17 protein-coding genes and 6 pseudogenes are annotated in these 17,684 nt (G+C 65.1%); 12 read left to right on the top strand and 11 right to left on the bottom strand.

What is annotated here, in order from left to right; translation table 11 throughout:
- Positions 1 to 142, top strand: a pseudogene (locus BN9444_RS14190) (gamma carbonic anhydrase family protein); the annotation flags it as partial.
- Here BN9444_RS14190 and BN9444_RS05525 read toward each other — a convergent pair.
- Positions 139 to 792: a hypothetical protein gene (locus BN9444_RS05525; protein WP_066487410.1), complete on the bottom strand. Its 654-nt coding sequence runs from the start codon at positions 790 to 792 to the stop codon at positions 139 to 141. The pseudogene BN9444_RS14190 and the gene BN9444_RS05525 sit on opposite strands and share 4 nt — an antisense overlap.
- A gap of 142 nt (positions 793 to 934) precedes the next feature.
- Here BN9444_RS05525 and BN9444_RS14185 point away from each other — a divergent pair.
- Positions 935 to 2,992: pseudogene (locus BN9444_RS14185) on the top strand (MMPL family transporter); the annotation flags it as partial.
- Between the two features lie 146 nt (positions 2,993 to 3,138).
- The gene (locus tag BN9444_RS14180; protein ID WP_141681499.1) at positions 3,139 to 5,082 is read left to right on the top strand and encodes an acyltransferase family protein; all 1,944 of its coding nucleotides are present in this window, start codon (positions 3,139 to 3,141) and stop codon (positions 5,080 to 5,082) included.
- Positions 5,083 to 5,131: 49 nt separating this feature from the next.
- On the opposite strand, the gene BN9444_RS05510 is transcribed toward BN9444_RS14180, so the two are convergent.
- Both BN9444_RS05510 and BN9444_RS05505 read right to left on the bottom strand, forming a co-directional pair.
- The gene (locus BN9444_RS05510) at positions 5,132 to 5,575 is read right to left on the bottom strand and encodes an HNH endonuclease signature motif containing protein (RefSeq protein ID WP_068801562.1); all 444 of its coding nucleotides are present in this window, start codon (positions 5,573 to 5,575) and stop codon (positions 5,132 to 5,134) included.
- Positions 5,576 to 5,654: 79 nt separating this feature from the next.
- Positions 5,655 to 6,200 (bottom strand): annotated as a pseudogene (locus BN9444_RS05505) (enoyl-CoA hydratase/isomerase family protein); the annotation flags it as partial.
- Between the two features lie 46 nt (positions 6,201 to 6,246).
- On the opposite strand from BN9444_RS05505, the gene BN9444_RS05500 reads away from it, so the two are divergent.
- Positions 6,247 to 7,038 carry an HAD family hydrolase gene (locus BN9444_RS05500; RefSeq protein ID WP_066510578.1) on the top strand — a complete coding sequence of 264 codons (792 nt, stop codon included), beginning with the start codon at positions 6,247 to 6,249 and terminating at the stop codon, positions 7,036 to 7,038.
- Between the two features lie 255 nt (positions 7,039 to 7,293).
- Positions 7,294 to 8,343, top strand: a complete 1,050-nt coding sequence (locus BN9444_RS05495; protein ID WP_068801560.1) for a hypothetical protein — start codon at positions 7,294 to 7,296, stop codon at positions 8,341 to 8,343.
- A 60-nt stretch (positions 8,344 to 8,403) separates the two neighbouring features.
- Here the strand turns inward: BN9444_RS05495 and BN9444_RS05490 are convergent, their stop codons facing one another.
- From BN9444_RS05490 to BN9444_RS05475, 7 genes and pseudogenes are all read right to left on the bottom strand, one after another.
- Positions 8,404 to 8,727 carry a putative quinol monooxygenase gene (locus tag BN9444_RS05490; protein WP_066487938.1) on the bottom strand — a complete coding sequence of 108 codons (324 nt, stop codon included), beginning with the start codon at positions 8,725 to 8,727 and terminating at the stop codon, positions 8,404 to 8,406.
- Positions 8,728 to 8,746: 19 nt separating this feature from the next.
- Positions 8,747 to 8,959, bottom strand: a complete 213-nt coding sequence (locus tag BN9444_RS15100; protein ID WP_233423551.1) for a hypothetical protein — start codon at positions 8,957 to 8,959, stop codon at positions 8,747 to 8,749.
- Between the two features lie 42 nt (positions 8,960 to 9,001).
- Entirely contained in the window at positions 9,002 to 9,325 is a 324-nt protein-coding gene (locus tag BN9444_RS15095; RefSeq protein WP_233423550.1) for a hypothetical protein, read from the bottom strand.
- Positions 9,326 to 9,561: 236 nt separating this feature from the next.
- Positions 9,562 to 9,687, bottom strand: coding sequence for a hypothetical protein (locus BN9444_RS15360; protein WP_255356849.1), 126 nt, complete (start codon positions 9,685 to 9,687; stop codon positions 9,562 to 9,564).
- A gap of 46 nt (positions 9,688 to 9,733) precedes the next feature.
- Positions 9,734 to 10,297, bottom strand: a complete 564-nt coding sequence (locus tag BN9444_RS14175; protein WP_233423603.1) for an alpha/beta-hydrolase family protein — start codon at positions 10,295 to 10,297, stop codon at positions 9,734 to 9,736.
- A 59-nt stretch (positions 10,298 to 10,356) separates the two neighbouring features.
- Positions 10,357 to 10,536: pseudogene (locus tag BN9444_RS14170) on the bottom strand (thiolase family protein); the annotation flags it as partial.
- Between the two features lie 106 nt (positions 10,537 to 10,642).
- Entirely contained in the window at positions 10,643 to 11,512 is an 870-nt protein-coding gene (locus tag BN9444_RS05475) for a patatin-like phospholipase family protein (RefSeq protein WP_066511857.1), read from the bottom strand.
- Positions 11,513 to 11,548: 36 nt separating this feature from the next.
- On the opposite strand from BN9444_RS05475, the gene BN9444_RS05470 reads away from it, so the two are divergent.
- Both BN9444_RS05470 and BN9444_RS05465 read left to right on the top strand, forming a co-directional pair.
- Entirely contained in the window at positions 11,549 to 11,929 is a 381-nt protein-coding gene (locus BN9444_RS05470; RefSeq protein ID WP_066487416.1) for a hypothetical protein, read from the top strand.
- A 3-nt stretch (positions 11,930 to 11,932) separates the two neighbouring features.
- Entirely contained in the window at positions 11,933 to 12,475 is a 543-nt protein-coding gene (locus BN9444_RS05465; RefSeq protein WP_066487413.1) for a gamma carbonic anhydrase family protein, read from the top strand.
- Here BN9444_RS05465 and BN9444_RS14720 read toward each other — a convergent pair.
- Positions 12,472 to 13,002 (bottom strand): hypothetical protein, encoded by a 531-nt coding sequence (locus BN9444_RS14720; protein ID WP_199872875.1) that lies wholly within the window; start codon positions 13,000 to 13,002, stop codon positions 12,472 to 12,474. The genes BN9444_RS05465 and BN9444_RS14720 overlap by 4 nt on opposite strands.
- 30 nt (positions 13,003 to 13,032) lie before the next feature.
- Between BN9444_RS14720 and BN9444_RS05455 the strand changes: the two are divergent.
- The 5 genes and pseudogenes from BN9444_RS05455 to BN9444_RS14715 form a co-directional block, all read left to right on the top strand.
- Positions 13,033 to 14,220 (top strand): annotated as a pseudogene (locus tag BN9444_RS05455) (MMPL family transporter); the annotation flags it as partial.
- Positions 14,220 to 14,834, top strand: coding sequence for a TetR family transcriptional regulator (locus BN9444_RS05450; RefSeq protein WP_066487397.1), 615 nt, complete (start codon positions 14,220 to 14,222; stop codon positions 14,832 to 14,834). The pseudogene BN9444_RS05455 and the gene BN9444_RS05450, both read left to right, overlap by 1 nt.
- 111 nt (positions 14,835 to 14,945) lie before the next feature.
- Positions 14,946 to 16,139, top strand: a complete 1,194-nt coding sequence (locus tag BN9444_RS05445) for an NAD-dependent epimerase/dehydratase family protein (protein WP_068801558.1) — start codon at positions 14,946 to 14,948, stop codon at positions 16,137 to 16,139.
- Positions 16,136 to 17,269, top strand: a complete 1,134-nt coding sequence (locus BN9444_RS05440) for a glycosyltransferase family 4 protein (protein ID WP_066487383.1) — start codon at positions 16,136 to 16,138, stop codon at positions 17,267 to 17,269. Before BN9444_RS05445 ends, BN9444_RS05440 begins: the two co-directional genes overlap by 4 nt.
- A gap of 25 nt (positions 17,270 to 17,294) precedes the next feature.
- Positions 17,295 to 17,684: pseudogene (locus BN9444_RS14715) on the top strand (DUF6882 domain-containing protein); the annotation flags it as partial.

Raw genomic sequence — 17,684 nt, 5'->3', positions numbered from 1 at the left:
TGGCGTGCCCGCCAAGGTCCGCCGCGAGCTGAGCCCCGAGGAATCCGCCGCGTTTATCCCGCACGCCGCGCGCTACGTGGAGACCGCCCGCGGCCAAGCACCCGAGTCCGAGTCCCTACGACTCGAGGACGTCTGGTTCTAGAGCGAGACCACGCCCATGATGATGAGGAAGCCCGCGACCGCGTAGCCCGAGTACAGCGCGACCTGGGTCGAGTTGCGGCGCGCAGCCGCGAAGATGCGCCCGGCTGGGCTGTCCGGGTAATGGCGCACCATCGCGAGCCCCAGGCCGCACAGCGTGGGCAGGCTCAGTGCTAAGCAGGCGTAGAGCAGGCCCGCGCTGATCCGCGAATTCACCGAGAGGTCGCCCGCCGCCAAGTGCATGAGGCCGTAGTAGAACGGCACGGACGTGAGCGATTGGATAACGCCCATCGCGAAGCCGACAAGCCCCGTGAGCAACGACGGAGTGCGCAGAGGGCCCAGAAGTTTCTCCACGAGCGGGCTCGACTGGCCCTTCGAGCGCCACGCGCCGAGCGCAAGGAGTATGCCAACGACGATGAGCACGATGCCTGCGACGGGCGAGCCGAGGACCGCGATGATCTGGTCCTTGATGCCAAGAAAGATGAAGAACACGAGCGCCGTCGCAGCAAGCACGCCCAGCCAGTCTCCCACGACCACAAGCGTGGCGATCTTGCGGTACATCCCGCGCGGCAGCATGATGCCAATCGCGACGAGGATGCCGATGAGCAGCGCATTCACGGAGTCAAGGAGGGCATAAAGGACGGCATGGAGCATGCGGGACAGTCTAGCCCACCGCCGGCGCGCAACTTTAACCGTTAAATTTGCACCATCTCCGCAAAATTGCGTAGGGTATGCACGTATCTCCGCGGCTGTGACGTCGCACGGGTCATGCACTGTTATCGAGAGAAAGAATTACATGTCGAAATTCCTCTACCGCGTTGGCTCGTGGTCGTACCGCAAGGTGTGGCCCTTTTTAGCCTTCTGGCTGGTACTCCTCATCGCGATGGGCGGCCTGGCAGCCGGCTTCGCGAAGTCCCCCAACCCCTCCTTCTCCATGCCGGACATGGACTCCACCGTGACGATGGAGCAGATGAACGAACGCTTCGGCGACAGCGGCGAGTCCATGGACGCGCCGACCGCCAATGTCATCATCGAGGCACCGGAGGGTAAGACCCTCGCCGACCCGGACGTCGCCGCCGAAGTCGACGAGCTCGTCGCTGATCTCAAGGACACCGGCGCGCTGAAGAACACAGACGCTCTCGTGAGCCCCGTCATGGCGGCCGCCGGCATGCAGAAGCAGATGACCGAGCAGCTCTCGGCCCAGGGCATGCCGCAGGAGCAGATCGACGCGAACCTCGCCGCCATTTCGCCGCTGAGCGCCGATAAGCGCACCGGCACGCTGTCGATTACCTTCGACGCGGACACCATCACCGAGATTCCCACGGAAGAGAAGTCCGCCGTCACCGACGTACTCACCCACGCTGACGAGGGCGACCTCACCGTCGCCTACGGCGGCAACGCCTTTAGCGGCGCGGACGAGATGAACGGCACGTCCGAGATCCTCGGCCTCATCGTCGCCGCCATCGTCCTGCTCATCACCTTCGGCTCCTTCGTCGCCGCAGGCATGCCGCTCATCTCCGCCGTCATCGGCGTGGGCGTGGGGCTCCTCGGCGTCCAGCTCGCCACGATCTTCACCGACTCCGTCTCCGACATGACGCCCATGCTCGCGTCCATGATCGGCCTCGCCGTCGGCATCGACTACGCGTTGTTTATCGTCGCGCGCTTCCGCAACGAGCTCATCACCTCCTCCGGCCTCAACGACTTGAGCCCCAAGGAACTCGCCGCGGAACTGAAGAAGATGGACAAGGCCACCCGCGCCCACTCCATGGGCATGGCGCTCGGCACCGCCGGCTCCTCCGTCGTTTTCGCCGGCACGACGGTGGTCATTGCACTCGCCGCGCTCACCATCATCGGCATCCCGTTCCTGTCCACGATGGCCATTGCCGCCGCCGTGACCGTCGTCATCGCCGTACTCGTCGCGCTCACGTTCATCCCGGCGCTGCTCGGCCTGCTTGGCACAAAAATCTTCGCCGCCCGCGTCCCCGGCCCCAAGGTCCCGGATCCCGAGGACGAGAAGCCGACCATGGGGCTGCTCTGGGTCCGCCGCATCCGCGCGCATCCGTTCCTCCACCTCGTCGCGGGCGTCGTCCTGCTCGGCGTCCTCGCCATCCCTGCTGCGAACCTCACGCTCGCGATGCCCACCGACGGCACCGCCAAGCTCGGCTCACCGCAGCGCAACGCGTACGAGATGACCGAAGAAGCCTTCGGCCCCGGCCGCAACGCCCCGATGATCGCCTTCGTCGACCTCGCAAACGTCTCCGAGCAGGACCGCATGCCGGCCCTCCAGGAGCTTCTGCAGGACTTCGCTACGACCGAGGGCGGCGTCAACGCCCAGATCGCAGGCATGAACGAGGCGAACGATGCCGCCCGCATCATGATTACCCCCACCACCGGCGCCACGGACGAGGCCACGACGACCACGCTCGAGCACCTGCGCGACTACAAGGGCGAGTTCGAGGAGAACACCGGCGGCACCTATGGCGTCACGGGCATCACGCCTATCTTCAACGACATCTCGGAGAAGCTCAATAGCGTTCTCGTTCCGTATATCGCGATCGTCCTGGTCCTCGCGTTCTTCGTCCTGCTGCTCGTCTTCCGCTCCATCTGGGTGCCGCTCATCGCGGCCGCCGGCTTCGGCCTCTCCATGGCCGCGACTTTCGGCATTACCGTCGCCATCTTCCAGAAGGGCATGTTCGGCATCATCGACGACCCACAGCCCATCCTTTCCTTCCTGCCCATCATGCTCATCGGCCTGACCTTCGGCCTCGCCATGGACTACCAAGTCTTCCTCGTCACCCGCATGCGCGAAGGCTTCGTCCACGGCAAGACCGCGGGCAACGCAACCTCCAACGGTTTNGGCGCTTGTCGGGAATTCTCTCCTCCCCAGCGCCCCGAGTTGAAACGCCTGCATCGCAACCCGTAGCTGACAAGCCCGCTGCCGAGACGGCAGGAGCACTCGCGGCCGCGGCGGCCGCTGCTGCAACCGCAACTGCTGGACCCATGGCTCGCAAGCGCGCGATGCCAGTTGTCATTCCCTCGGCGGCACAACGCAGCGCCGCCCGGGCGGNAAAGAATGCGCGCGCCCGGCTGCGTCTGGTGCCGGGTCTTGACGGCCTGCGCGGCCTGGCGGTACTCGCTGTGGTCATTTATCACTTCTTTGGCGATGTGCTGCCCGGCGGCTACCTGGGCGTGGACATGTTCTTTGTCCTGTCGGGCTTCCTTATTACGTCGCTGCTCGTGCGCGAGTTCCGCGTCACGGGGCGCATTAGTCTCAAGGATTTCTGGGTCCGGCGTTTCCGGCGCATTTTGCCGGCAGCCGTGACGGTGCTGGTGATCTGTACGGCGATTGTCGCGGCGATTGGCGGCGACCTGGCCGTGGGGATTCGCGAGCAGTTCCTGGGCACGCTCTTCTTCGTCAATAACTGGACGCAGATTGCCACCTCCCAGTCTTACTTTGCGGACAACGAGATTCAGGTCTTCGCGCACTACTGGTCGCTCGCCGTGGAGGAGCAGTTCTATCTCATCTGGCCGCTGCTTATCGCGGGGCTGTTTATCGTCGTGCGGCGGTATCCGCGGCGCGTGCCGATTATCGTGTCGGTCGTGCTGGCCGCGGCGTCCGCGGTCGCCATGTGGTTTATCTACACCCCAGGCGAGGACCCGACGCGTGTCTACTACGGCACGGATACGCACGCGTTTGGCTTGCTCATCGGTGCGGCGCTGTCGCTCATCATTACGTCGACGCACTCGGACCCAGCGGCGGACTCCTGGCCATCGTCGCGCCGCGCAGGCGCTATCGCGGCGCAGGTCCTCGCGCCGCTGGCGTTGCTCGCGTACCTCGCGCAGCTCATTTTCATGACAGACGATCTGGAATTCACCTACCGCGGCGGGCTGATGCTTACGAGCGTGCTGGGAGCGCTCATGCTCTGGGGTGTCGTGCGCGACGCGCGTCCGCTCACGTGGCTCTTCAGCACGACCGTCATGCGGTGGCTGGGCCAACGCTCGTTCTCGCTCTACCTGTGGCACTGGCCGCTCATCATGATCCTCATCGCGCTCTTCGACTCAAAGCGCGAGCACGCCTGGGTGTGGGGGCTTGTGGCGTTACCGCTGTCCTTCCTCCTGGCGGAAATCTCGTACCAGTTCATTGAAAACCCGTTCCGTCGCGGCGGATACAAGAAGGCGTGGACGACGTACTGGGCCTCCCGCCCGGGCCTTGCCGAGCTGCGGTACGGCTTCGCGAAGGTCGCGTGGCCGCTCGTGCCGCTGCTCGTCGTAGCGTCGCTGGCAGGCGTGGTCTACGGCGTCGTGACGTCGAGCGATAAGACGCAGCTCGAACGCGACCTCGAAGAGCTGCAACAGCTCAATAACTCGGGAAGCACGCCAGCTCCCGAGGCCGCCGCTCCCACGACGACTGCTAAGAAGACCCGCCCCATGCCGCGCGGCCCAGAGATAACCGCCATCGGCGACTCGGTCATGCTCGCCTCGAGCGCCGCGCTCAACACCCGTTTCCCTGGTCTCTACATCGACGCGGCGGTCTCGCGTCACTACACCGCGGCGATTCCAATCGTCCAGGAGCTGAAGAGTACGGGCCAGCTGCGCGATACAGTCTTCCTCGGCTTCGGCACGAATGGCGCGGCGTTCCCCGGACAGCTCGATGAGCTTATCGATGCCATCGGCCCCGACCGCACCATCGTTCTCTCCGTCCCCTACGGCGACCGGGACTGGATGCCCGGCGCGCGCGCCGAGGTCATCCAAGCGGCCAAGGACCACAAGAACGTCTACCTCGCGGACTGGTGCACGCACGCACAGTCCAACACGTCGCTCCTGCGCGCCGACGGCGTCCACCCCGAAATCGAAGGCGCCGACCAGTACGCGCTGGCGTTCCAGTACGCGCTGCAGCAGTACTCGAATTACGACAAGAACACTTCGACGCAGTGCGCTGTATAAAACGGCATGCCGAATGACCCCAGCCTTGGCTGGGGTTTCCTTTCGGCTGTTAGTCCACGGTGCAGAGTAGGCGCTTGCCATACGGCGTGACGTACCAGTAATTGCCCTCGGCATCACGGGTATACGAATCACCATCGGCCTTGCGCCCGTTATGGAACCGGCATAACGGCACAAGGTTCGCGACATTCGTGTCGCCGCCCTTGTTCCGCGGGATAAAGTGGTCACGCTCGCACAACAACGCCGGCGTCACACAACCCGGATGAATACACTGCGGATGCAACGCAAACGCCATGAGCGTTTGCTTCTCATTGAAGATCGGCGTCGACTTAAAACAATCCACCGGCTCACCCCAATCGGTCACCAGCGTGACGTAGCCGACCTCCGCGAGCTTCTCCTGCGCAAGCAGACGAGCCGGGCGCACTGTCCCATCCGTGGCACGAATGAGCTTTTCTCCCTTGAGGTATTCCTCGTGCTCATCGAGACGAATAACCACATGCGCAGCACGCGCCGGTGCCTGAATTTGCTCCCCGCCAGCGACAAACTGTTTGAACCCGTCAAGCAGGTTATCGCCNGTAGAGGAGGTCCGCGGCGTACATGCGGTAGCCGGTCACACCCCAAAACTTCGCGAGCGCCGGCGACATGGTGCGCTGGGACATGTACGGCACGCCCACGTCCGTGACGTAGCCGATGGCCATCTCCGGCATAGACGCAAACGCCTTATCGGTGACGATGCGGTGCGAGCCATGGAGCGAAATGCCCAGGCCGCCGCCCATCGCGACGCCGTCGAGGACCGCAATGTATGGCTTGGGGAACTCGGAGAGCGCGGCGTTCAGAGCGTACTCGGCCGCGAAGAAGGAATCCGGGTCGCCGCCCTCGAGGACCTCGGAACGGGCGTGGCGGACGTCGCCGCCGGCGCAGAAGGCCTTGGGGTGTGAGGAAAAGACCACGACCTGATCGATATCGTCGTCCGGACCCCACATACGCAGGGCCTTCGTGATGATGTCGATCATCTCAGGATTGAGCGAATTGAGGGCCTTAGGCCGGTTGAGTTCGATGAGTCCGGTACGGTGGCGAACGGAAAGCAACACTGGCGCGTCGTGTTCATTAGTCACAGTCATGTAAGCCAGTGTTTCACATCACTACTTTGTTTGCGAGGATTTCTTCATGCGCACTCCCCGGCTCGTCGCGTTAGACATGGACGGCACTCTGCTCGACGGTTCGGGGGCGTTGCCGCCGCGCTGGCCGGAGGTCGCGGCGCGCGCGGAGGCCGCGGGGATGATTCTCGCGCCAGCGTCAGGCCGCCAGCTCGCGACGCTGCGCGCAATGTTCCCAGACCGCGACACGTTCCTCGCGGAGAATGGCACGGTCATCATGCACAAGGGCCAGGTGGTCTCCACGACGGAGATTGCGCCCGCGGATGTCGCGGAGATTCTCGACGCAGCGGACACGCTTACCGTGGCGCACACGCTGCTGCTGTGCACGCCGGAGACCGCCTACGTGGTGCCAGCTTCTCTCGACGAGGCGGCTCAGGCGGAGCTGGAGAAATACTACAAGTCGGTGACGTACATCAAGGACCTGCGCGCGGTCACGGACCCCGTCATCAAGGTCGCCGTGTTCTGCGGCCGGGGCTCGGAGAAGCACCTCTACCCCACCTTCGCGAGCACGGTGGGTCACCTGGGCGTCGCGGTGTCGGGCCAGGTCTGGCTCGACATCATGTCGCCTGACGGCAACAAGGGAGCGGGCTTGCGCCAGCTTGCCGATGCCACCGGTGTTGCGGTCGCAGACACCGCAGCGTTCGGAGACTTCCTCAACGACTACGAGTTGTTGGAGGCAGCCGGGTATGCCGTGGCGATGGAGAACGCGCACCCCCGACTCAAAGAGATCGCGGATCGGATTGCGCCGCCGAATACGGAGTACGGCGTGCTCACGGTGCTCGAGGAGTGGCTCGGAGCTTAACCGCGGCACGGGTGAGGGCGGGGCGCTATACTGGGCACCATCGCCTCACGCTGGACCAGAACGGCGTTGAGCGTCCTCCCCTTCCCGATGGGGTGCATGAGTGGCCGTGATCGCGCCCGTGCCCGCAATGGGGTTGCATGTATCTGAGATCACGCGACCGGCTTCGTGCTGCGTCGTTTGCCTGCCCCTGCCCACCCCATCGGATCCTCACTGCACGCCTCCCTACGGCGCGCGAGGAAGAAAGCGAATTCCCCCTTGTCTTCGTCTACGTATACCTATCTGCCTAATAATCCCCGCGGCGCCGTCGCTCTGGCCGACCTGGACCGCCGTTTCAATCGTCTGCTCCCCAGCACGGCTCCCTACCGGAGCGTGCGCCACGCGGCGCTGCGCGCCATCGACGAGTGCGTGGGAGCCATCGTCGAGGAATTCGCGTTGCTCGGCGCCAACGATGAGGAAATCGCTGGCTATATCGCCGAGCGCGGCGCACAGCTCGCCTTCACGGTCGAGTGCCCGGACGCGCACCGCGCCGATGCCGTCGAACTACTGCGTGTGCTCAGCCGCGATGTGCGGTCCATCGTGAGCGAACACCTGCGCCTACGCGGCCACCGCCACCTGCAGTGGGCCACGGAGAAATACCTCTTCAGCTCGCTACGCGTGACCTTCGCGCCGCCATCATCGCACCCTTCTCCCGGCACGGAGGAGACGCCGAAGGTGCGGGTGACGGCGCAGGGGGTGCGCATCGGCGGCTTGTGCGCCGGCGCGCTGCCCGCGACGGGCGAGCTGCACCGCATCGCTCTCCCCGACTCGCCGCTGGCCTACTTCCCCGATGCGGAAGACTACATCTACCGGCTCGCGTTGGAAGGCGCGTGGGATGACACGTACGGCTCGACGCTCGACTACCTGGGTGAATCCCGCAGCGCTGTCGAGCTCATGCTCGACTCGGTGAAGGTCATCGACTCGCTTATCAAAGAGGTCGCGCGCGAGCGTAACGTCAGCACGCTAAAGAAGAGCGTCAAGCGCTACCTCATTTCGCAGGAGGCGCACATCATGGTGTGGACTCCGCGGGACTCGGTGGTCGAGGTTCCCGATGAAGACATCGAGACGCTCTTTACGTTCATCGCGGGCACGCTGGAGGACATCTGCCGGACGTGCCTCGTCATCGACGACCGGACCGTGGGGCGGAGCATTTTCAACCTCACAAGCCGCCTTACTGCAGAAGGCTTGGAGGGCGTCGAGGTGGATATCCGCGTGGGCACGCATGCCAAGTGGGATCTCCCGGACTCCCAGGCGTTCTTCCGGCCGTAGCGCGTGCTCAAACGCGAAACGCCCACGTCCGGGACGGACGCGGGCGTGGGGTGCGGTGGGCTACTCGGCCTTGTATTCGGCCATCTTGTCCCACTCGGTCTTGCCCGGGATCTTGGTGTTGATGATGTCCGGGGTCTCGAGCAGGTACTTGGGCATTTCCTCACAGCTGCGCTTGAAGTGCTCGGTGTTGACGTGGTCGACATCCGTGCCGTCAGCGTAGCCTTCAATGAGGAAGAAGCGCTGGTCATCTTGCGGGTCGGTGTACCACTTGAAGAACAGGCAGCCGGGCTCGGCGTTGCACGCATCCGTGTACCACTGCACCTCGTCGAGGAAGGTGTCCTTGTACTCCGGCTTGACGTGGAAAGAAACGTTAATGAGGATCATGGGAGCTCCTTAGGGCGCGTTAGTTAAAGAAGTATTCGGCGAGGTACACGAACTCGCCGTCGGTCGCCGATGCTACACCGAAGGGTTTCGCGTTGGGAGACTTCTGCACCGGGACATCGCGCTGGAGCCATGCGAGGCGGTCCTTGGCCTCCTGGAGGGTGAGCTTGTAGACGTTGCCGGAGCCCTCGTTCAGGTGCGTCGTGCCGTCGCCCGCGTTACCCTCGAATTTCACCTTGCCGTCCTTGGCCTGGTTCGCCCACTCCTGGGCGATCTTCTAAGCGTTCGTGTCGTCCTTGTGGCCCTGCTTGCGCAGGTGCGCGGCGGTCGCGGCGGTCACGTCGGTGGAGACGCGGTTGAGCTCAGCGTTCGACACGCCCGGACGGGCGAGGAACTCCGGGAGCTGAACGCCGAACTGATCGGCGAGGTCATAGGCCTCGTTAGGCAGCTCGACGCGCGGTACCTGCGAGGACAGCTGCTCAACTGTGGGAAGGGAGGAGCCGGCGGGCAGCGCCGGAGCGGCGGAGGCGACGCCGGTGCCAGCAAGGCTGAGCACCGCGGCGGCGGAGACGGCTACGAACGTGGAACGCTTCAAAGTCATACACTCCACCGTGCCACAGCCACGCGCGCCTGGGAAAGGCGAACCCCCGATGTTTATCACTTCGTGACGTTAATCCACCCCCAGGGCGGGGCCGAGTGGACTCCCAGCCGGCGTAGAGTTCGATCGCGACATTGACGTAGGAGTGCGCGGCCAGCGCGTGGCACACGAAGTAGTTGCTGACGATATTCGACAGGATTTCCAGGCCGACTTGGCCGAACCAGTTGTCATTGAAGTCGTCACCGAACGGGGACGCCCAGCGAGTTGCCCACGAAGAGGGGCGTCTCGCGCAGGGCCGCGCCGTTGAGGACGCTGCCCCACATGTTCTCCGCGTCGCCGCCGTGCTCCGCGACGAGGGACCGCACGAATACCCGGCCGAGAAAGCCCGAGGTCGCGGGATAACCTCCGGCGCTATTTGGGGTTATCGCCACGGATAGACACGAGCTGGTTCTCCAGCTCCGTAAGCCGCGCGGGAGTGAGGTCGACGTCGCCGATGGCGGCGAATCCGGCGAGCACCGAGTCGCCGTAATTATGGCCGTAGCCGATGGGAGCCTGCGCCGCGACGGGCAGGTCCGCGCTCACTTGGAGGAAGCTGACGAAGGGCATCCACGTCATCTCGCGCTCATGGCCCGGCGGGGCAGGCTCGCTCAGCCAGTCCGGTTCACGGAGAATCATGTCAAAAGACCACCACGCGACAGGGTCCGAGGTGTGTTGGACGTAGAGCATGCGGGCCGGGCCCCAACCTGGGTCGCGCGTGGTCGCCCACTGGCGCACGTGTTCCTCGTCGTTGGCGAAGCGGACCACGAGGCCGTCCGCGTAGACCGGCGCCGTCTCCGTCGAGCCGGGGTCGCGGCGCGTGACAAACTGCGTACGCAGCGGATTGAAATGCGGCGGGCCGGTGAGCAGGATGCCATCCACGGAGTTGACGACGTCGCGCAGGCCGGAGAACGCGGCCTCGACGCCGGTGGTGCCCAGCGACTCACCGTAGAGGTAGAGCTTCGGCCGATGGTNCCGGCCGCGAGCGCGGCCTGCTTCGTGGGATTCTGGCCAACGCCGGCCTGGAGGACCTGGCCGAAGACGACGGCATCGACAAGCTCGGGCTCCACGCGCGCCTGCTCAAGCGCGCCGCGGATGGCGTGCGCGCCCAGGTCGGTGGCGGGCAGTGCAGCAAGCCTGCCCAACAGCTTGCCAAAGGGGGTGCGCGCGGCGCCCACGATGACGATATCGGTATCCTGCAGGGTCACAAGGCCTCCCAAGAAGAATCTGTACGAATTTAGAATAAATCGTACAGTTCCTTCGTGACCTGCGCCACCCTTTCGGTTAGGAAGTGAGGAATTCCTTCCACGCGGGCCACTCGGCGTACATCTGCGCGCGCCCCGCGTCGAAGTTCGCCCGCAGCTTGGCGACGTTCTTTTCCGTCGACGCGACCTGCATATCCTCCGGGAAGAACAGCTGCGCGCGGCCTTCCTTTTCCAGCTCCAGCAGCCGGTCCTTCGACGCGTTATACCGGTCCGGACGTTGGATGAGCGCCTCCGCGACCGCGGGGTACCGGCCCAGCACGCGGCGCACGGCGCGGCGGCGTGTAACCTGCGGTCGGACGTAGCCGCGCGGGTGCGTGCCCACAAAAAGGAACTTCTCGTAGCCAGCCTTCTCCGCCTGGTCGATGGAGATGCCGCCGGACTCGCCCAGCGCGCCGTCCACATACGGCACGCCGTCAATAAAACGCAACGGCATGATAAGCGGCAGCGTCGAGGACGCGCGCACGTACATATTCAAATCCGACTGCTCGTAAATATCGTCGCGCGTAATGTAGACAGACTCGCCTGTATCCGCGCGCGTCGTCGCGAGATTCATCTCCGCCGGATTGGCCAGAAATGCTTCGAAGTCGAAGGGCAGTTCCTCATCCGAGGAGCGCTCATAAATATACTCCGCATTGAAATACCCCGTGCCGCGCAGCAGCGAGGACACCCCGCCGAAGCTGGGGTTATGGGCAAAGTCCACGAAAGATTCCTTCGCCCGCCACGCATCGTGCGAGAGATAGTTCACGGCGTGCGAGGCTCCTGCGGACACGCCGCCCACCCAGCCGAACTGCACGTCTTCCTCGATGAGCTTGGCCACGCAGGCCGCCGTGTACGAGTTACGCATGCCGCCACCTTCAAAAATCAGGGCGGTATTTCTTGCATCAATCACGTTGTTTTACTGTACACAGCTGCTTACGATGTTCACATGGGATTACTTGACGCGCTCCGCTCGCTCACCGGCCCCAAGGCCCCGCGCCTCGCCACGCCCGAGGCTGGCGCGCCCGTCGTCGAGGTCGGCCACCTCGAGGTCCACACCGCCGGAACCTTGCTCATCGTCGTCACCGACCCTTCCGGCGTCGCAGCGCTTCGTGAGGTCGCCCGCGCCGCCGAGCCTGCCTGGCTTGCCGATGCCCCCACCCGCGTCTTCTTCTCCCCCTCCCCGCGCCCCGAGGTCCCCGTCCGCGACCCGAAGAAGGGCTGGGCCATCCCGCTCGACCCGGACACGCGCGCCGCACTCCTAGAGACCCTGCGCGCCGAGCCGGGCGACTACGAACTGTCCGAAACCCTCGCAATCTCCGTGGAGTAAACCATGCTCATTCTTCCTTTCAACGGCGTCCGTCCCCGCATCCACCGCAGCGCGTTTATCGCGCCGAACGCCACGATTATCGGCGACGTGGAAATCGGCCCCGATTCGTCCGTCTTCTACGGCACGGTCCTGCGCGCCGACGTGGGCGCCATCCGTATCGGCGCGCGCACGAATATCCAGGACAATTGCGTACTCCACGTCGACCGCGACGCAGACTGCGTCCTCGAAGACGACGTGACCGTGGGCCACATGGCGATGGTCCACGGCGCACACGTCGAGTCCGGCACGCTCGTGGGCATGCAGGCCACCGTGCTCTCGCGCTCGCGCATCGGTACCGGCTCGCTCATCGCCGGTGGCGCCGTGGTCCTCGAGGGCCAGCACATCCCGGCGCGCTCGCTCGCCGCTGGCGTGCCCGCCAAGGTCCGCCGCGAGCTGAGCCCCGAGGAATCCGCCGCGTTTATCCCGCACGCCGCGCGCTACGTGGAGACCGCCCGCGGCCAAGCACCCGAGTCCGAGTCCCTACGACTCGAGGACGTCTGGTTCTAGAGCGAGACCACGCCCATGATGATGAGGAAGCCCGCGACCGCGTAGCCCGAGTACAGCGCGACCTGGGTCGAGTTGCGGCGCGCAGCCGCGAAGATGCGCCCGGCTGGGCTGTCCGGGTAATGGCGCACCATCGCGAGCCCCAGGCCGCACAGCGTGGGCAGGCTCAGTGCTAAGCAGGCGTAGAGCAGGCCCGCGCTGATCCGCGAATTCACCGAGAGGTCGCCCGCCGCCAAGTGCATGAGGCCGTAGTAGAACGGCACGGACGTGAGCGATTGGATAACGCCCATCGCGAAGCCGACAAGCCCCGTGAGCAACGACGGAGTGCGCAGAGGGCCCAGAAGTTTCTCCACGAGCGGGCTCGACTGGCCCTTCGAGCGCCACGCGCCGAGCGCAAGGAGTATGCCAACGACGATGAGCACGATGCCTGCGACGGGCGAGCCGAGGACCGCGATGATCTGGTCCTTGATGCCAAGAAAGATGAAGAACACGAGCGCCGTCGCAGCAAGCACGCCCAGCCAGTCTCCCACGACCACAAGCGTGGCGATCTTGCGGNCGCCCGCGTCCCCGGCCCCAAGGTCCCGGATCCCGAGGACGAGAAGCCGACCATGGGGCTGCTCTGGGTCCGCCGCATCCGCGCGCATCCGTTCCTCCACCTCGTCGCGGGCGTCGTCCTGCTCGGCGTCCTCGCCATCCCTGCTGCGAACCTCACGCTCGCGATGCCCACCGACGGCACCGCCAAGCTCGGCTCACCGCAGCGCAACGCGTACGAGATGACCGAAGAAGCCTTCGGCCCCGGCCGCAACGCCCCGATGATCGCCTTCGTCGACCTCGCAAACGTCTCCGAGCAGGACCGCATGCCGGCCCTCCAGGAGCTTCTGCAGGACTTCGCTACGACCGAGGGCGGCGTCAACGCCCAGATCGCAGGCATGAACGAGGCGAACGATGCCGCCCGCATCATGATTACCCCCACCACCGGCGCCACGGACGAGGCCACGACGACCACGCTCGAGCACCTGCGCGACTACAAGGGCGAGTTCGAGGAGAACACCGGCGGCACCTATGGCGTCACGGGCATCACGCCTATCTTCAACGACATCTCGGAGAAGCTCAATAGCGTTCTCGTTCCGTATATCGCGATCGTCCTGGTCCTCGCGTTCTTCGTCCTGCTGCTCGTCTTCCGCTCCATCTGGGTGCCGCTCATCGCGGCCGCCGGCTTCGGCCTCTCCATGGCCGCGACTTTCGGCATTACCGTCGCCATCTTCCAGAAGGGCATGTTCGGCATCATCGACGACCCACAGCCCATCCTTTCCTTCCTGCCCATCATGCTCATCGGCCTGACCTTCGGCCTCGCCATGGACTACCAAGTCTTCCTCGTCACCCGCATGCGCGAAGGCTTCGTCCACGGCAAGACCGCGGGCAACGCAACCTCCAACGGTTTCAAGCACGGCGCCCGCACCGTGACGGCCGCAGCACTCATCATGATCTCCGTCTTCGCGGCGTTCATGCTCATCGACATGCCATTCATTAAGACGATGGGCTTCGCGCTCGCCGTGGGCGTGTTCATTGACGCCTTCATCGTCCGCATGATGCTCATCCCTGCCACGATGTTCCTCCTCGACGAGAAGGCTTGGTGGATCCCGAAGTGGCTCGATAAGCTGCTTCCCAACATGGATATCGAAGGCGAGGCCCTCTCCCGCGACCGCGCGGCGCTCGAGGCCAGCCAGCGCGAGAAGGTGAAGAACTAGTGACCGGACTGCGGGATAAGAAGAAGCAAGCGACACACACCGCCATCGCGGAGTCGGCAGCTAATATCGTGCTGCGCGAGGGCTTCGACGCGCTTACCGTCGCCGCCGTCGCGGACGCCGCCGGCGTTTCTCCCCGCACCTTCCACAACTATTTCTCGAGTCTGGAAGAGCCCCTCGTCGACTTCATCGCGGGCACGTTCGCCGTCATCGCCGAGGATATCCGCGCGCTCCCCACGGGCCTCGACATGCTCGACGTCCTCGAGCGCTTGCTGGGCGATGCCCTCTCCGACGACGGCGTTGAGCTCTACTCGCTCAGCACGCTGCTCGCCATCGGTCAGGCCATGGAGATGCAGCACCGAGGCCCCAGCGCCCTCGGCGCGGACGAGGAGACAGCCCGCGCCGCCGCGGCTCCCATCATCACCGCCTTCCAGGAACGCTTCCCCAGTATGGACGAGTTCGATATCCTTGTCGCCCTCCAGGCCGGCGCCGGGGGCATCGGCCATGCCTTGCACATCTACGACGAGCTCGGCCCGGATCGCACCCCTGAACAGGGCCGGGCGCTGATCGCTCGTGCCGTGCGGGTGGTACGTGGCATCGGAAAGCTCCGCGCCTAGTTCACCAAGTATTTACCCCGGATCCCCCCATTGCGGGCGGAAGGCCGGGGTATTGTCGTGCAAAGGCCCCGCAACTCGGCGGGCGCACGAGCGCGAGGAGTGAACACCACAGTGAAGATCGCGATTCTGGGCGGCGACGGATTCTGCGGCTGGCCCGCATCCCTCTACCTCTCGGACCGGGGACACGACGTCACCATCATCGACAACCTCTCCCGCCGCGCCATCGATAAAGAACTCGGCGCGGAATCGCTCACCCCCATCGCCTCCATCGCGGAGCGCCTGGACGCCTGGTACGAGGTCACCGGCAAGACCATCGGCTTCCGCAATATCGACGTCGCGCAAGACTACGACGCCCTGCTCGATTTCCTGCGCGCGGAGGCTCCCGATGCCGTCGTGCACTTCGCCGAGCAACGCGCCGCGCCGTACTCCATGAAGAACTCACGCACGAAGCGCTACACGGTGGATAACAACATCAACGCGACGCACAACTTGCTCGCGGCCATCGTGGAGTCCGGGCTCGATATCCACGTCGTGCACCTGGGCACCATGGGCGTCTACGGCTACGGCACCGCGGGCATGAAGATTCCGGAAGGCTACCTCGACGTCATGGTCCACACGGATGACCACGGCAACATCGAGCAGTCCATCCTCTACCCTTCCAACCCGGGCTCCGTCTACCACATGACGAAGGTGCTCGACCAGCACCTTTTTGCTTACTACGCGAAGAACGACGAGCTGCGCGTCACCGACCTCCACCAGGGCATTATCTGGGGCACGTGGACCGAGCAGACGGCGCGGGACGAGCGCCTTATCAACCGCTTCGACTACGACGGCGACTACGGCACGGTGCTCAACCGCTTCCTCATCCAGGCCGGCATCGGCTACCCGCTCACCGTCCACGGCACGGGCGGCCAGACCCGCGCATTTATCCACATCCGTGACATGGTCCGCTGCATCGAGCTCGCGCTCGAGAACCCGCCGGCGCGCGGGGAGCGCGTGAAGATCATCAACCAGATGACGGAAACGCACCGCGTCCGCGACCTGGCCGAGCTCGTCGCGCAGATTTCCGGCGCAACCGTGGCCTACGTGCCCAACCCGCGCAAGGAATCAGCGGAAAACGAGCTCTTCGTCTCCAACGACACGTTCCTCTCCCTGGGGCTTAAGCCCACCACGCTCGCCGAGGGCCTGCTCCACGAAGTCGAGGAAGTCGCCCAGCGCTACGCCGATCGCGTCGACCGTGACAAGATCCCCGCACAGTCCCTGTGGACGAAGAACCAGCGCGCAGGTGTGCCCGAACTTTCATGAGAGTAGCCATCGTCACGGAGGTCTTCCTCCCCAAAATCGACGGCGTGGTCACGCGACTGACCCGTACCATCGAGCAGCTCGCAGCCTTGGGCCACGAGGTCGCCATCTTCGCACCCGGCACCCCGCCCGCGACCTTCGCGGGGTTCCCGGTCCACCGCATCCCGTCGCTCGCACTGCCCGTCTACCCGGAAATCAAGTTCGGTCTCCCGTCCGCGCGCTTCTTCAAGGAAATCCGCGCCTTCGACCCCGACGTCATCCACGCCGTCAACCCCATCTGGACCGCGGCGCTGGGCGTCTTTGCCGCGAAGCTCGACGCCGTCCCGCTCGTCGCGAGCTTCCACACCAACGTGCCCGAATACGTCGAGGCCCTCGGCATCGGCTGGACCAAGCCGCTCACCGTCGCCGCGCTGAAGTACCTCCACAACCAGGCTGCGGTAAACCTGTGCACCTCCGGCCCCATGGTGACCAAGGCTCGCGACCTGGGCATCCGCAACGTCCGGCTGTGGCCCAAGGCCGTCGACACCCACGGCTACCACCCCTCCAAGGCCACACGTGAGATGCGCGACCGGCTTAGCGACGGCCACCCCGAGGACCCGCTCTTCGTCTACGTCGGCCGCGTCTCCAAGGAAAAGGACTTGGACCGTCTCCCCGCCATCGCACAAAGCGTCCGCGAGAAAGTCCCCAGCGCGCGCCTCGCCATCGTCGGCGCAGGCCCCTACCTCGAGGAGCTCAAGCAACACTTCGACGACGGCACCGTCTTCACCGGCTACCTCTCCGGTGAGGACCTCGCCGCCGCCTTCGCCTCCGGCGACGTCTTCGTCTTCCCCTCCCAGACGGAGACGCTCGGCCTTGTCGCGCTCGAGTCCTTCGCCTCGGGCGTGCCCGTCGTGGGCACCCGCGCCGGCGGCATTCCCTTCGTCATCACCGAAGGCGTCACCGGCCGCCTCATTGAGCCCGAGCTTCCCGATGCCGCCTGGGCCGCAGCCATCGCCGACCTCCTCACCGATCCCACGGCGCGCGCAGAAATGGGCGCCGCCGCGCGCGCCGAGGCAGAAAAATACTCGTGGCGAGAGTCTACGATGTCCCTTATCTCCGCCTACGAGGACGCCGTCGCGGCCCCGTTGGCCTAACCCTCTGTAAGGAGCATTCCACGCCATGCCGCTGCCCGCGCCTGCCACGCTCGCCGATGTGCTTGCCGACGGACTCTTCGTCTCCGCAGCCCAAGACCTCGCGTTCGCGCAGGCGCTCGGGCCTGTGAGCTCGGCGGAGTATAACTTCGCGGCCGACCGTGACGGTGCCGGCACCCCGCTTCCCGATGTCCCCGTCCAGCTGCGCATCGACGCCCAGACCGGCGTCCATGATCTCGAGGGCACTCGCCTGGCCGTCCTCCGCGACGGCCAGTGGACGTGGGCCACCTCCATGACCGCGGGGCTTACTGTGCCCGAGCTGAGCGGCACCCAGCCTTATTCTCCGAAGCTTCTCGCCGCCGCGCGCACCGTCGTGGGCGGCTCGCCGGTGCTCATCGCCGAGCAGGACGACGCACTC

Origin of the sequence: Corynebacterium phoceense, from assembly GCF_900092335.1 — a bacterium.
In the GTDB taxonomy this organism is placed as follows: domain Bacteria; phylum Actinomycetota; class Actinomycetes; order Mycobacteriales; family Mycobacteriaceae; genus Corynebacterium; species Corynebacterium phoceense.
The sequence above is the reverse complement of the archived record's forward strand: the minus strand, read 5'-3'. Positions and strand labels throughout refer to the sequence as shown.

Excerpts from the sequence above, each read along its gene's own strand:
- BN9444_RS05440 (WP_066487383.1), top strand. The coding sequence starts at position 16,136 with ATGAGAGTAGCCATCGTCACGGAGGTCTTCCTCCCCAAAATCGACGGC.
- BN9444_RS05465 (WP_066487413.1), top strand. The coding sequence starts at position 11,933 with ATGCTCATTCTTCCTTTCAACGGCGTCCGTCCCCGCATCCACCGCAGC.
- BN9444_RS05470 (WP_066487416.1), top strand. The coding sequence starts at position 11,549 with ATGGGATTACTTGACGCGCTCCGCTCGCTCACCGGCCCCAAGGCCCCG.
- BN9444_RS05525 (WP_066487410.1), bottom strand. The coding sequence starts at position 792 with ATGCTCCATGCCGTCCTTTATGCCCTCCTTGACTCCGTGAATGCGCTG.
- BN9444_RS15095 (WP_233423550.1), bottom strand. The coding sequence starts at position 9,325 with ATGACTTTGAAGCGTTCCACGTTCGTAGCCGTCTCCGCCGCCGCGGTG.
- BN9444_RS05500 (WP_066510578.1), top strand. The coding sequence starts at position 6,247 with ATGCGCACTCCCCGGCTCGTCGCGTTAGACATGGACGGCACTCTGCTC.
- BN9444_RS05490 (WP_066487938.1), bottom strand. The coding sequence starts at position 8,727 with ATGATCCTCATTAACGTTTCTTTCCACGTCAAGCCGGAGTACAAGGAC.